The sequence below is a fragment of the Myroides sp. NP-2 genome (assembly GCF_014145665.1).
Classification (GTDB): Bacteria; Bacteroidota; Bacteroidia; order Flavobacteriales; family Flavobacteriaceae; genus Flavobacterium.
On record NZ_JACHTD010000009.1, the window covers coordinates 1 to 13,934 of the forward strand.

The following is a 13,934-nucleotide window of genomic DNA, read 5'->3' on the forward strand; positions in this document are numbered from 1 at the left end:
AAATAAACTAACAATCTCGCGTTTAAATTCTTCTGAATAAATACGATTTTTTTTGATTTGTTGAACGTTAACTTTCATAGGAAAATTGATTTTTTATGGTCAACCTATGTCAGGGACGTACACTACTCACCACTCACTACTCACTACTCACCACTCACTACTCACTACTCACCACTCACTACTCACCACTCACTACTCACCACTCACTACTCACCACTCACTACTCACCACTCACTATTTAAAATACGAAAAAGTCTCTCCGTTTTCGATTTGTAGTAAGGTATGATAAATCAATTGAATGGTGTGTTCCACATCCTGTCTGTGAATCATTTCTACTGTGGTGTGCATATAGCGCAACGGCAACGAAATCAAAGCCGAAGCTACTCCGCCATTGCTGTAGGCAAAAGCATCTGTATCCGTTCCAGTTACACGTGATAAGGCATTGCGTTGAAAAGGGATGTGGTTGGTTGTTGCCGTTTGTTCAATTAACGCGCGCAATTTATTTTGTACAGCAGGCGCATAAGCAATAACCGGTCCTTGTCCGATGGTGTTATCGCCTTCGATATTCTTGTCCACCATGGGTGTATTCGAATCATGGCATACATCAGTTACGATTGCTACATTGGGCTTTAGTGTTTGCGTAATCATTTCTGCCCCGCGCAAGCCCACTTCTTCTTGTACCGCATTGACGATATACAGTCCAAAAGGCAATTCTTTTTTATTTTCTTTTAGCAAACGCGCTACTTCAGCGATCATAAATCCGCCAATGCGGTTGTCTAACGCCCTGCAAACCCAGCGTTTGTTGTTTAGTACTGTAAAAGTATCGGGATATGTTATCACACAACCAATGTGAATACCTAGGTCTAATACCTCTTGTTTAGTGTCACAGCCCACATCGATAAAGTTTGTTTCGATTTTTGGTGATTCCTCTTTTCCCGCTCTATTGCGGATGTGAATGGCTGGCCAGCCGAATACACCCTCCACAATTCCATTAGCTGTGTGGATGTGAACGCGTTTTGATGGGGCAATCATGTGATCGCTGCCTCCATTTCTAACCACGTGAATAAAACCAGTATCCGTAATGTATTTGACATACCAAGAGATCTCATCCGCATGACCTTCAATTACCACTTTATAAGGCGCATCTGGATTAATGACGCCCACTGCATTGCCATAGGTGTCCGTGATAAAAGTATCTACATAGGGACGCAAATAATCCATCCATAGTTTCTGACCTTCATACTCATGTCCTGTCGGAGAAGCATTGTTCAAATACGATTCTAAAAAAGCAAGCGATTCCCGATTTAATATTGTATTTTTATCCATCATTAATTTTTATACGAATGTACTGATTCGCTAGTGAATACTCAATCAAATTCTTTACATTTGGTTATATTTTTAACACATGAAAAAGCTTTATTTCTATTTTCTACTACTCTTTGTTGTGCCTGTTGTGTATGGTCAGGAAGAGCCTTTAAAGGCAGTGCCCGCACTTATACCGAGTATTGAAGAAGATGCTGACACTTTAAAGTACAGTATTCCAGAAATATACATAGGAACAAATGAAAAAGAAGAACGCTATCGTCAGGATATGAATATTCTGCGCAATCGCATTCGCAGGGTATATCCCTATGCACGTGCCACGGCGGAAAATCTGATGATATTGAATGAAAATCTAGAGAAATTAGAAAACAATAAGCAACGAAGACAATATATCAAGCGTTCACAAAAATATTTAGAAGGCCAATTTAAAGAGCGATTAAAGAAATTATCTCGTAAAGATGGTCAGGTGTTATTAAAACTCATTCATCGGGAAACTGGAGAAACTACCTTTGCGTTAATCAAAGAATTTAGAAGTGGATGGACTGCTTTTTGGTCCAATACAACGGCTAAAACCTTCAATTTAGATTTAAAATCAGAATTTCATCCCGATAGTGATTTACAGGATTTTTATCTCGAAACACAATTGCAATACTTGTTCTTCAACTATCAATTGGAATACAGTGCAGGAAAAGAGAAGATTGACTTCAATGCTTTGAGAAAAATGTGGAAGCTCAAGGTTTCAGAACAAGAGTTTTTTCCAATTGAATTAAGGGAATAATTTTGGCTTTATAAAAATTAAGCTACCTTTGCAGTAATAGTGATTTTATGGAACAATTTATCGTATCAGCAAGAAAATATAGACCGCAAACTTTTCAAGAAGTTGTAGGACAACAAGCCATTACCAATACCTTAGTAAATGCTATAGAGAGCAATCACTTGGCACAGGCGTTGTTGTTTACAGGGCCGAGAGGAGTAGGGAAGACTACTTGTGCGCGTATTTTGGCTCGTAAAATAAATCAGGTCGGTTATGACGATCCAACCGAAGACTTTACGTTTAATGTTTTTGAGTTGGATGCGGCGTCGAATAACTCTGTCGACGACATTCGAAACTTAATCGATCAAGTGCGTATCCCGCCCCAAACGGGAAAGTACAAAGTTTATATTATAGACGAGGTTCACATGTTGTCAACGGCTGCTTTTAATGCGTTTTTGAAGACATTGGAAGAACCGCCTCGTCACGCTATTTTTATTTTAGCAACAACAGAAAAACACAAGATCATTCCAACGATATTGTCGCGTTGTCAGATATTTGATTTCAAGCGCATTACCATAGCTGATGCAGCCGATCACCTCGCTTTAGTAGCTAATAGCCAAGGAATCACTTATGAAAGCGATGCCTTGCGTATCATTGCACAAAAAGCAGATGGTGCCATGCGTGATGCTTTGTCTATTTTTGACCGTGTAGTATCGTATTGTGGGAAAAATCTTACGCGACAAGCGGTTGCAGAAAACCTCAATGTGCTTGATTTTGAGTACTATATTCGCGTAACGGATTTGATCTTAGCCAATAATATTCCGGCTTTGCTGACGTCTTTTGACGCTATCTTAGCTAAAGGGTTTGATGCACAGCACTTTATTGCTGGATTAGCCTCACACTTCAGAAACTTAATGGTGTGTAAAACTCCAGAAACCGCTTCCTTGTTGGAAGTAGGGGAGCACGGGCGTCAATTGTTTGACGAACAGGCTAAAAAAGCAAGTGTTGGTTTACTACTCGAAGCGATTGACTTGGCAAATGAAGCAGATTTGAAATATAAAGCCAGTCAGAATCAGCGATTATTGGTTGAATTGTGTTTAATGAAATTAGCGTCTTTATCTTATGAAGGCGAAAAAAAAAAGATAAATCTTTCATAATTCCCCCTACTGTACTCCAAACCATTGATTTAACGGCTTCAGCTCTTCCGCAGTTGCCTCAAAATTCGACGGTTAACTCTCAGCAAACTCAAGTAGACGTTGCCCCAGAAGTTGAACAACAGGTTTCGGTTCAAGAGACAAGGCAAGTAGAGCCTGTTCTTGAATTTTCACCACAAGAGAAGGAAGGACAATTGACACAAGCAGCATCTCAGCCACTACCTGTAGCGCCAGCTGTGGCTATGCCAAGTGAATCAGAGCCTCTTCCTGTAGCAGAAGTAGCCGCACCTGTGGAAACAAGCGCCGAGCCATTGCCTTTAGCTGATTTGGATTTCGGACAACCAACTCCACTCGCTGAGAAAAAAGTATCCGCCCTTTCGTTGTCGAGTATTCGCGCGCGTAAGGAAATGGAAATGTCTTTAGAGAAAAAAGTGGTCAATCCAGATGACTTACCTAAAGAGCCTTTTACCTATGAACAGCTGATGGAGGAGTGGAACAAATACGCAGAAAAATTAGCTCGATCGGGCTTTATGCTAATGTCGTCCTTAATGGGGATGGTACCTCCTGTTATGAAAGGAACATCGGTTTCATTAGAAATGCCGAATGAAGGATCTAAATTGAGCTTCGATGAGAATAAATTCGACCTCGTTAACTATTTGCGCAAAAAGTTGAGTAATTACGAGTTGGAAATTGAAATTATCGTCAACGAAGAAGTAAAAATTCAAAAGAAAATACTAGATAAAGAAGATAAGTTAGTTCGGTTCATCGAACTAAATCCTGCCATGCAGTACATGAAAGAACTCTTTGATCTAGAATTCAAATATTAGTAAAAAATCTAATCAGTATGATTAAAATTGGACATGATAATACGTTAAAAGTGGCAAGAAAAACGAGCATTGGTTTGTATTTAACTGATGGGGAAACCGATATTTTATTGCCAAACAAATACGTACCTAAAAATATAGAAGTAGAGGATGAGCTTGTAGTTTTTGTTTACTTAGATCAGGAAGAACGACCTGTTGCTACAACTTTAGAACCTCTTATTTACTGCAATGAATTTGCGTTGTTGAAAGTGAGTTTCATCAATCAATTTGGTGCCTTTTTGGATATGGGATTGGAAAAAGACCTCTTTGTTCCCTTTGCGGAGCAAGCCCGCCCGATGAAAGAAGGCAATTATTACCTGGTTTATATGATGTTGGACGAAAAGTCGAATCGTTTAGTGGGGTCTAGTCGTCTAAATCAGTTCTTGAGCAATGATGAAATTACGGTTCAAGTAGGAGAGGAAGTTGAATTAGTCGTTTCACATATCACGGATTTGGGAATTAATGTCATCATTAATGAAAAACACAAAGGGTTGATGTATAAAAATGAAGTTTTTGAAGACTTGAGAACGGGTGACCGTATTTTGGGATATATCAAAATGATTCGACCTGATGGTAAAATTGACGTTTCTCGTACACGCGTAGGTGTTGAAGCAATCAGTGATGGAGCAGCACAGATTTTAGTGGCTTTAGAAGAGAATAACGGCTTTTTAGGGCTATCGGACAACAGTCACCCAGAAGATATTAAAACAGTGCTCAACATGAGCAAGAAGATGTTTAAAAAGGCCATTGGCGGACTCTATAAGGAGAAGAAAATAGAGATCAAAGAAAATGGTATTTACTTAGTAAAATAAAGATTCGTATCTACTAATAAAAGCAAAAGCACCTGATTGTCAGGTGCTTTTTGCTTTTGGACTAAACTGATTGTTTAGGTGTACTTTACACAGCTATAGCAGGGAGGTTCTGCTGTATGTTTCCACTTTTTCTTCTCAAAATCCCAACGGAGCTCATGCCTATCCCAAGGGTATGCTGGAAACCTTGACTCACTATGCACGTACAATTTCCACCTGGCGATTTATTTAACAGTTAAATAAACTTTTTTATTGAGATAAACGCATTAATATCAGTATATTGAATTCGGATTAAAACGTAAGAATGCGATATACAAGATCGCAATACGGCCGAATGTAAGGATGCAGGTGGTTTGCCCTTTTGCTATGTCGTCAATAATATTCGCTCCATTCCCATAGGTCGTCGGTATTTACTAATTTTTTTTTATTAGAATTCTGCATTTTTAAGTCCTATAAAATATCATTTCTTGTTAATAAAGGTTTAATTTCTACCCTATTTTGTCTAATTAATAGGATTTAACTTTTCGTTAGCTGACTATATCCTATATAAATTTGGATATAAAAATGATTTCAATAAAAATATTCATATATTTATCAGATATAAATAGTTTTATATTTATAAAATCAAAGCAGATTAAAGTCCCATTATGACTGGGATGGAGGTATAAAAGAAGGGGAGCTGACTACAGCGACACTTTAGGCGTTTTGATTGAGAGAAGATAAAAAGATTTAGATTATTAACAACCATAAGAATGAACAAAACAAACAATTTCAATTCTCCCGGATTACGATTTAGGGAGGCGATGCAGAAGGAAAGTCCCCTACAAATTGTTGGAGCTATCAATGCCAATCATGCGTTATTAGCACAACAAGCAGGATTTAATGCTATTTATTTATCAGGAGGAGGTGTTGCAGCGGGATCATTAGGGGTACCAGATTTGGGTATTACCACGTTAGAAGACGTTTTAATTGATGTACAACGCATTACCAACATATGTGATTTACCGCTAATGGTAGATGTTGACACGGGATTTGGTCCATCGGCATTTAACGTAGCTAGAACGGTAAAATCCTTAGTTAAAGCTGGGGCAGCTGCCTTACATATAGAAGATCAAGTAGGTGCAAAGCGCTGTGGACACCGCCCAGGGAAAGAGGTGGTAAGCATGCAAGAGATGGTAGACCGCATTAAATCGGCTGTTGATGCTCGTACAGATGAGCATTTCGTGATTGGAGCTCGTACAGATGCTTTCGCCAATGAAGGTTTAGAGCGCACTTTAGAACGCGCTATTGCGTATAAAGAAGCAGGGGCAGATTTCATTTTTGCTGAAGCAGTGCCTGATTTGAGTTTCTACCAAAAATTTGTCGATGCTACAGGTATTCCAGTACTAGCGAATATAACGGAATTCGGTATGATCAAGATGTATACTGTGGAGGAATTAAAAGCCGCTGGCGTTGGTTTAGTGCTTTATCCACTTTCTGCTTTCCGCGCAGCAAACAAAGCCGCACTAAACGTCTATAATCACATTCGTCAAGAAGGTACACAAGCTAATGTTTTAGATACAATGCAAACGCGTGAGGAGTTATACAGCAGTATCAACTACCACGATTACGAACAAAAATTAAACAACCTATTTAAAAAACAATAAGCATGTCAAACAACGAAACAAGCTTCAAACCAAAGAAAAGTGTTGCACTTTCTGGCGTTGCAGCTGGTAATACAGCCTTGTGTAGCGTAGGGAAAAGCGGTAATGATTTATACTATAGAGGATATAACATATTAGATTTAGCTGAAAATGCAACATTTGAAGAAGTAGCCTACCTATTGATTTACGGGCATCTACCCAATGAAGCTCAGCTGAGAAACTACAAAGCAAAATTAAAATCACTGCGCGGGTTACCTAAATCAGTGCGCAGTATACTAAAAAATATCCCTGCAGCGGCTCACCCGATGGATGTAATGCGCTCTATGGTGTCTGCCATCGGAACGATTCAACCAGAAAAAGATGACCACAACATGGCTGGTGCAAGAGATATTGCTGATAAATTATTGGCGTCTTTTGGTTCTGGGTTGTTGTATTGGTATCACTATACACATAACGGAAAAGAAATCGATGTAGAAACAGATGACGATACGATTGGAGGGCATTTCTTACACTTGTTACACGGAGAAAAGCCGTCGGAATCATGGGTAAAGGCGATGCAAGTATCACTAATTCTATATGCAGAGCACGAGTTTAATGCTTCAACGTTCACGAGTCGCGTTATTGCTGGTACAAATTCTGATTTTTACTCTTGTGTTACAGGTGCAATTGGCGCGTTACGCGGGCCAAAACACGGTGGTGCAAACGAAGTAGCTTTTGAAATTCAAAGCCGTTATAACGATGTAGCTCAAGCCGAAGAAGACATCAGAAGCCGCGTGGCAAATAAAGAGGTGATCATCGGTTTCGGTCATCCAGTATACACCATTTCAGACCCCAGAAATATCGTCATTAAAAAAGTAGCAGAATCCCTGTCAAAAGAAGCAGGTGATATGCTGTTATACGATATTGCGGAGCGCTTAGAAAGCGTGATGTGGGAAGAGAAGAAAATGTTCCCGAACTTAGATTGGTTCTCGGCTGTATCTTACCACCAAATGGGCGTACCAACCTTAATGTTTACTCCGCTTTTCGTAATTTCTCGTATTACAGGATGGAGTGCTCACATTATGGAGCAGCGTCAGGATGGGAAAATCATCCGTCCTAGTGCAAACTATGTAGGACCAGAGAACAAAGAATTTGTTTCCATGAAAAACAGAAAATAATTTAATAACTAAAAAAATAAAAAGTACAAATGTCATTACACATTTCAAACGAACGACCACAACCAGATCAAGTATTAGTGGACATTGCTGATTACGTATTAAACTATGAAATTAAGAACGATTTAGCTTGGAAAACAGCCCATTACTGTCTATTAGACACCATTGGATGTGGATTAGAAGCTTTAACATACCCTGCATGTACTAAATTATTAGGACCTGTAGTAAAAGGAACTATTGTTCCCAATGGTGCCAAAGTTCCAGGAACACAATTCCAATTGGATCCGATTCAAGCGGCTTTCAACATTGGAACAATTGTGCGTTGGTTAGACTTTAACGATACCTGGTTAGCAGCAGAGTGGGGACACCCATCTGACAACTTAGGAGGTATTTTAGCTACTGCAGATTGGTTGTCGAGAACAAATATCGCAGAAGGAAAAGCACCTTTAAAAATGAAACAAGTTTTAGAAGCTATGATCATGGCACACGAAGTGCAAGGAGTAATGGCTTTAGAAAACTCGTTTAACCGCGTTGGATTAGACCACGTATTATTAGTGAAATTAGCTTCTACAGCTGTTGTTGGTAAGTTAATTGGACTAACACGCGATGAGTTAATCAATGCAATTTCATTGGCATTTGTTGATGGACAAGCGTTGAGAACTTACCGTCACGCACCAAATACAGGAAGCCGTAAATCATGGGCTGCAGGAGATGCAACTTCACGTGCGGTGCGCTTAGCTTTAATGGCTAAAACAGGTGAAATGGGATACCCTTCTGTATTAACAGCTAAGACTTGGGGATTCTATGATGTATCTTTCAAAGGAAATGCATTCAAATTCCAAAGAGATTACGGTTCTTACGTAATGGAGAACGTATTGTTCAAGATTTCATTCCCAGCGGAGTTCCACTCACAAACAGCTGTTGAAGCAGCGATGACTTTACACGCTAAATTAAAAGAATTAGGAAAATCTACTGACGATATTAAGAAGATTACAATTCGCACGCACGAAGCAGCAATTCGCATTATCGATAAAAAAGGTCCATTAGATAACCCAGCAGATCGCGACCACTGTATTCAATACATGATTGCTGTTCCATTAATCTACGGAAGATTAACTGCTGCTGACTATGAAGACAACATCGCTTCTGACCCTAGAATCGACGTATTACGCGATAAAATGGAGTGTGTAGAAGATGTTCAATTTACAAAAGACTACCACGATCCAGAAAAACGTTCTATTGCTAACGCATTGACAATTACGTTTAACGACGGAACTTCAATTGACGAAGTAGAAGTAGAATATCCAATCGGACACAAACGCAGAAGAGAAGAAGGTATTCCTGAATTAATCAAGAAATACAAAATTAACTTAGCACGTGTGTACCCAGAAAAACAACAACGTGTAGTAATGGAGAACTCTTTAGATTACGATACTTTAGTTAATCTAAATGTAAATGAGTTTGTTGACCTACTAGTTATCTAAGCTTATATGATAGACAAGAGTTGATTGGAAAATCAACTCTTGTTCCTTAAAAGCAACCACCAACCCATAAATTATGACAATTATGACACAAAAAATAAAACTATTTGTAAATGGAGCATTTACAGAAAGTAAAACCACTGCATACCTACCTGTAGAAAATCCTGCAAATCAAGATATTATAGCAGAAGTACCACTTACGAAAATAGAAGAAATAGACGAGGCAATTGCCTTAGCTGGAGAAGCGTTTAAAACGTGGAAAGAAGTAGCTACACCAGAACGTGCGCGCTTATTCTTAAAATACCAGCACTTGCTAAAAGAACATCAAAAAGAAATTGCAGAGATCTTAGCGACGGAAAATGGAAAAACCTTTGCAGATGCTATGGGTGATGTATGGAGAGGAATTGAAGTAGTAGAGCACGCTTGTTCTATCCCTACCCTTATGATGGGAGAAACAGTGGAGAACGTAGCACGTGCAGTAGATACATACAGCTACATTCAACCGTTGGGTGTATGCGCGGGAATCACGCCATTTAACTTTCCAGCAATGATTCCGTTGTGGATGTTCCCAATGGCTATTGCTTGTGGAAATACCTTTATCCTAAAACCATCAGAGCAAGCGCCAATGACAGCAATGAAATTGGCTGAATTATTCCAACAAGCAGGATTCCCTAAAGATGTTTTAAATATCGTTCACGGATCAAAAGATCAGGTAAATCACATCTTAAATCACGAGGATATTCGTGCAATCTCCTTTGTAGGGTCTGTTCCAGTAGCGGAGCACGTATACCGTACAGGAACACACAACTTAAAACGCGTTCAAGCATTTGGTGGAGCAAAAAACCACATGGTTGTTATGCCGGATGCAAATAAACAACAAGTAATCAACAACTTGGTAGGTGCTTCTTGTGGAGCGGCTGGTCAGCGTTGTATGGCTATTAGCGTAGCAGTATTAGTTGGAGAAGCTCAAAACTGGGTGAGTGATATTAAAGAAGCGTTAAGCACAATCAAACCAGGGGTTTGGTCTGATGATGCTGCCGCTTATGGACCGCTAATCAACAAGCAAGCAAAAGAAAAGGTATTGCGCTTAATTAAAAGTGGTTACGACCAAGGAGCTGAAGTATTACTTGATGGAAGCGATTGTGTTGTACCAGGTTATGAAAAAGGATATTTTGTTGGACCTACGTTGTTTAATAAAGTAACAACAGACATGGATATCTACAAAGAAGAAATCTTTGGACCTGCATTGCTACTTATAACAGCAGATACGTTAGATGAAGCAATTCAAATCATCAACGACAACCCTTATGGAAATGGAACGTCCATTTTTACTAATTCAGGAGCAGCAGCGCGTAAATTCCAACACGAAATTCAAGTTGGACAAATTGGAGTGAATCTTCCAATTCCGGTGCCATTGCCATTTTTCTCTTTTACAGGATGGCGTAAGTCATTTTTCGGGGATTTACACTCTTACGGAAAACAAGGGGTTCGCTTCTATACGGAAACCAAAACGATTACAGCGCGTTGGTTTGAGGAAGATGTACCTGGAGGAAATGTAAATATGACGATTAATCTTAAATAGGGGAAGTAGGTATTATGCAATTTAATTTAGATGAAAATCAATTAGCATTTCAAGATGCAGCAAGGAGTTTTGCAGAAAAAGAACTAGCGCCTTATGCTTCAGATTGGGATGCGAATAAAATATTTCCGCGTGAGGCGATCCAAAAAGCTGGAGAACAAGGTTTTTGTGGGGTTTACACGCGTGAAGAAGTAGGGGGATTGGGATTCTCAAGATTAGACGCTGCGATTATATTTGAAGAATTAGCTGCAGCTTGCCCATCGACAACTGCTTATATAACAATTCACAATATGGTGACCTGGATGATCGATACCTTTGGAAGCGAAAGCGTTCGCCAAACGATTTGTCCACCATTAGCTGCTGGAGTGAAGTTTGGATCTTACTGCTTAACAGAACCTGATTCGGGTTCTGATGCAGCAAGTTTAAAAACAACAGCCGTAAAAAAGGGAGATAGCTATGTGCTCAATGGTACCAAAGCGTTTATTTCTGGAGCTGGAGAGAGTGACTACCTTGTGGTGATGGCTCGTACTGGAGAAGCAGGTCCAAAGGGAATCAGTGCTTTTGTAGTACCTGCTGATGCGGCAGGTATTAGCTTTGGAGAGAAAGAAAAAAAACTAGGTTGGAATACACAGCCCACGCGTTTTGTGTTCTTTGATCAGGTTGAAATACCTGCTGAATACTTATTGGGTAAAGAAGGGGATGGATTTAAGATTGCTTTGAAAGGGCTTGACGGGGGACGTATCAATGTGGGTATTTGTTCTGTTGGAGCTGCTCAAGGAGCCTTAAATTTAGCACAGCGCTATATGCACGAACGCATGCAGTTTGGCAAATCACTCGCTCAATTTCAAGCCTTGCAATTTAAAATTGCCGATATGGTGACTGAATTAGTAGCTGCTCGTCAAATGGTGTACTTGGCTGCGTTTAAACTCGATACCCAAGACGCAAACGCAACGACGTATTGTGCCATGGCGAAGCGTTTTGCAACAGACAATAGCTTTACTGTGTGCAACGAAGCCTTACAATTATTGGGAGGCTATGGGTGTACCCAAGACTTTCCAGTGGAGCGTTTGATGCGCGACGCCCGCGTTCATCAAATCGTAGAAGGAACCAATGAAATAATGAAATTGGTCATCTCAAGAAGAATATTAGAAGAAGGAGCAACAGCCGAAATACGTTAATATGAGTTTAATTCTAACAGAAATAAAAAATAGGGTAGGTTTTATCACCTTAAATTCAGAAGCAACGCTAAATTCCCTGAATTTATCGATGATTGAAGCGTTAACAACGGTGATTGAAACCTGGAAAACATCAGAGGAAGTAGCGTGTATCTTCATACAAGGAGCAGGTGAAAAAGCGCTATGTGCAGGGGGAGATGTTCGACAATTATACGACAATATAATTGCTCAACGTGCGATAGATCCCACACAAGTACCAGCGGGATGTTTTGATTTTTTTGCAAAAGAATATGCTTTAAATTACGCCATACATACCTATCCAAAACCCATTATTGTATGGGGACATGGAATTGTTATGGGGGGCGGAATTGGCGTGATGGTTGGAGCTTCTCATCGCATTGTTACAGAGCGTAGTAAACTAGCTATGCCTGAAATTACAATTGGACTATTTCCCGATGTAGGAGCGACTTGGTTCTTAAACCGCATGCCATCCGCTTATGGCGTGTATTTAGGATTAACTGGTGCTCGCTTAGATGCTGCGGATTGTCGTTTCTTAGGACTTGCGGATTACTATATGGAATCTACTGAAAAACAAAGTGTTATAGATGCTTTGGTCGGGATGAAGTGGAGTGATGCCATTGAAAAACAAGTAGATGAATTATTGGCAACTATAGCGAAAAAATATGTTGTTGCGGCATCACAAGCGGCAGAACATCAGGCCTTTATTTCACAGTTTGAAGGAGTTACTACTTTAGGGGAGTTCCGCACGGTATTGAACAACTACACGCCAAAGGATAGTTGGATTGAAGCGGGCCTACAAAGTTTTGAAAAAGGGTCTCCTAGTTCGGCACATATCATTTTTAGGCAGTTGAAAGAAGGAAAAGACTACACCTTAGCGCAAGTATTCCAAACGGAGTTGAACTTGGCTTGTCAATGTTGTATACACCCTGATTTTGCTGAGGGTGTACGTGCCTTATTAGTAGATAAAGACCAATCTCCTAAATGGCAACCTGCTACTTTAGAAGATGTTACGGACGGTTGGGTAGACAGCTATTTTACCCCGCTTTGGACGAAAGAGAATCACGTATTAAAGAATTTAGGTAAAACCGAATAGTGTATGGCAAAAATAGCTTTTATAGGCTTAGGAAATATGGGTGGTCCAATGGCCGCCAACCTAATTAAGAATGGACACCAAGTAACCGGCTTTGACGTTAGTGAAGCTGCTTTAAATCAATTGGTTGCCCATGGAGGACAAGTGGCGGCAACGGCACTTGAAGTGGCCAGTGGAGCTGAAGTGGTAGTTTCAATGCTACCTTCTGGAAAACACGTGGCCGATTTGTATACGGAAGCGTTTATGGCGCAATTACAGCCAAATGCTGTTTTAATCGATAGCAGTACCATTGATGCTGTAACAGCTCGTAGCGTTGCAGCTAAAGCAGTAGCTTTAGGACATGCAATGATTGATGCTCCAGTTTCTGGAGGAACGGCAGGAGCTCAAGCGGGAACGTTGACGTTTATCGTGGGGGGTGCAGCAGCTGATTTTGAACGTGCCAAACCTATTTTAGAAGCGATGGGACAAAATATATTTTACGCAGGAGAATCTGGTGCTGGTCAAGTGGCTAAGATCTGTAACAATATGTTGTTAGCGATTCATATGATTGGTACGTCAGAAGCAATTAACCTGGGTGTTCGCCATGGCTTAGATCCTAAAGTGCTAAGTGAAATCATGCAAAAAAGCTCAGGTAGAAACTGGTCTTTAGAGGTGTATAATCCCTATCCTGGTGTATCGGAAACCACACCAGCATCTAAGGGATATGCAGGTGGTTTTGCCGTTGATTTGATGGCAAAAGATCTAGGACTTGCTGCTGAAGCAAGTTTAGATACAAAGAGTTCGACTCCACTAGGTCATGCTGCACTGAATTTATACCGCATGTGGAGTGAGGCAGGAAATGGAAAGTTTGACTTTTCGAGTATAATCAAATTTTTAAACCAGCAATAG

General features: G+C 40.0%; 12 protein-coding genes. 11 read left to right on the forward strand and 1 reads right to left on the reverse strand.

The window, feature by feature from the left end:
* Positions 1–234: 234 nt before the first annotated feature.
* On the reverse strand, positions 235–1,326 hold the full coding sequence (locus tag H4K35_RS09935; RefSeq protein WP_182627732.1) for a M42 family metallopeptidase: 1,092 nt from the start codon (positions 1,324–1,326) through the stop codon (positions 235–237).
* A 79-nt stretch (positions 1,327–1,405) separates the two neighbouring features.
* On the opposite strand from H4K35_RS09935, the gene H4K35_RS09940 reads away from it, so the two are divergent.
* The 11 genes from H4K35_RS09940 (at position 1,406) to mmsB (ending at position 13,934) form a co-directional block, all read left to right on the forward strand.
* Positions 1,406–2,101 carry a DUF4294 domain-containing protein gene (locus H4K35_RS09940; RefSeq protein WP_182627523.1) on the forward strand — a complete coding sequence of 232 codons (696 nt, stop codon included), beginning with the start codon at positions 1,406–1,408 and terminating at the stop codon, positions 2,099–2,101.
* A gap of 47 nt (positions 2,102–2,148) precedes the next feature.
* A complete protein-coding gene (gene dnaX / locus H4K35_RS09945) occupies positions 2,149–3,234 on the forward strand; it encodes a DNA polymerase III subunit gamma/tau (RefSeq protein WP_182627525.1) in 1,086 nt (361 codons plus the stop codon).
* Between the two features lie 53 nt (positions 3,235–3,287).
* Positions 3,288–4,058: a hypothetical protein gene (locus H4K35_RS15795; protein WP_255492424.1), complete on the forward strand. Its 771-nt coding sequence runs from the start codon at positions 3,288–3,290 to the stop codon at positions 4,056–4,058.
* Between the two features lie 17 nt (positions 4,059–4,075).
* Positions 4,076–4,906, forward strand: coding sequence for a S1 RNA-binding domain-containing protein (locus H4K35_RS09955; protein WP_182627528.1), 831 nt, complete (start codon positions 4,076–4,078; stop codon positions 4,904–4,906).
* Between the two features lie 749 nt (positions 4,907–5,655).
* Positions 5,656–6,549 carry a methylisocitrate lyase gene (gene prpB / locus H4K35_RS09960; protein WP_182627530.1) on the forward strand — a complete coding sequence of 298 codons (894 nt, stop codon included), beginning with the start codon at positions 5,656–5,658 and terminating at the stop codon, positions 6,547–6,549.
* A 2-nt stretch (positions 6,550–6,551) separates the two neighbouring features.
* Positions 6,552–7,703 (forward strand): 2-methylcitrate synthase, encoded by a 1,152-nt coding sequence (prpC, locus tag H4K35_RS09965; protein WP_182627532.1) that lies wholly within the window; start codon positions 6,552–6,554, stop codon positions 7,701–7,703.
* A 29-nt stretch (positions 7,704–7,732) separates the two neighbouring features.
* Positions 7,733–9,184, forward strand: coding sequence for a bifunctional 2-methylcitrate dehydratase/aconitate hydratase (locus H4K35_RS09970; protein ID WP_182627534.1), 1,452 nt, complete (start codon positions 7,733–7,735; stop codon positions 9,182–9,184).
* Positions 9,185–9,266: 82 nt separating this feature from the next.
* Positions 9,267–10,763 (forward strand): CoA-acylating methylmalonate-semialdehyde dehydrogenase, encoded by a 1,497-nt coding sequence (locus H4K35_RS09975; RefSeq protein ID WP_182627536.1) that lies wholly within the window; start codon positions 9,267–9,269, stop codon positions 10,761–10,763.
* 14 nt (positions 10,764–10,777) lie between these two features.
* Entirely contained in the window at positions 10,778–11,938 is a 1,161-nt protein-coding gene (locus H4K35_RS09980) for an acyl-CoA dehydrogenase family protein (RefSeq protein ID WP_182627538.1), read from the forward strand.
* A gap of 1 nt (position 11,939) precedes the next feature.
* Positions 11,940–13,049: an enoyl-CoA hydratase/isomerase family protein gene (locus H4K35_RS09985; protein WP_182627540.1), complete on the forward strand. Its 1,110-nt coding sequence runs from the start codon at positions 11,940–11,942 to the stop codon at positions 13,047–13,049.
* Positions 13,050–13,052: 3 nt separating this feature from the next.
* The gene (gene mmsB, locus H4K35_RS09990; RefSeq protein WP_182627541.1) at positions 13,053–13,934 is read left to right on the forward strand and encodes a 3-hydroxyisobutyrate dehydrogenase; all 882 of its coding nucleotides are present in this window, start codon (positions 13,053–13,055) and stop codon (positions 13,932–13,934) included.

What these genes read in the sequence shown, in the direction of transcription:
- H4K35_RS09935 (WP_182627732.1), bottom strand. Translation starts at nt 1,326, where the DNA reads ATGGATAAAAATACAATATTAAATCGGGAATCGCTTGCTTTTTTAGAA.
- H4K35_RS09940 (WP_182627523.1), top strand. Translation starts at nt 1,406, where the DNA reads ATGAAAAAGCTTTATTTCTATTTTCTACTACTCTTTGTTGTGCCTGTT.
- dnaX (WP_182627525.1), top strand. Translation starts at nt 2,149, where the DNA reads ATGGAACAATTTATCGTATCAGCAAGAAAATATAGACCGCAAACTTTT.
- H4K35_RS09955 (WP_182627528.1), top strand. Translation starts at nt 4,076, where the DNA reads ATGATTAAAATTGGACATGATAATACGTTAAAAGTGGCAAGAAAAACG.
- prpB (WP_182627530.1), top strand. Translation starts at nt 5,656, where the DNA reads ATGAACAAAACAAACAATTTCAATTCTCCCGGATTACGATTTAGGGAG.
- prpC (WP_182627532.1), top strand. Translation starts at nt 6,552, where the DNA reads ATGTCAAACAACGAAACAAGCTTCAAACCAAAGAAAAGTGTTGCACTT.
- H4K35_RS09970 (WP_182627534.1), top strand. Translation starts at nt 7,733, where the DNA reads ATGTCATTACACATTTCAAACGAACGACCACAACCAGATCAAGTATTA.
- H4K35_RS09975 (WP_182627536.1), top strand. Translation starts at nt 9,267, where the DNA reads ATGACACAAAAAATAAAACTATTTGTAAATGGAGCATTTACAGAAAGT.
- H4K35_RS09980 (WP_182627538.1), top strand. Translation starts at nt 10,778, where the DNA reads ATGCAATTTAATTTAGATGAAAATCAATTAGCATTTCAAGATGCAGCA.
- H4K35_RS09985 (WP_182627540.1), top strand. Translation starts at nt 11,940, where the DNA reads ATGAGTTTAATTCTAACAGAAATAAAAAATAGGGTAGGTTTTATCACC.
- mmsB (WP_182627541.1), top strand. Translation starts at nt 13,053, where the DNA reads ATGGCAAAAATAGCTTTTATAGGCTTAGGAAATATGGGTGGTCCAATG.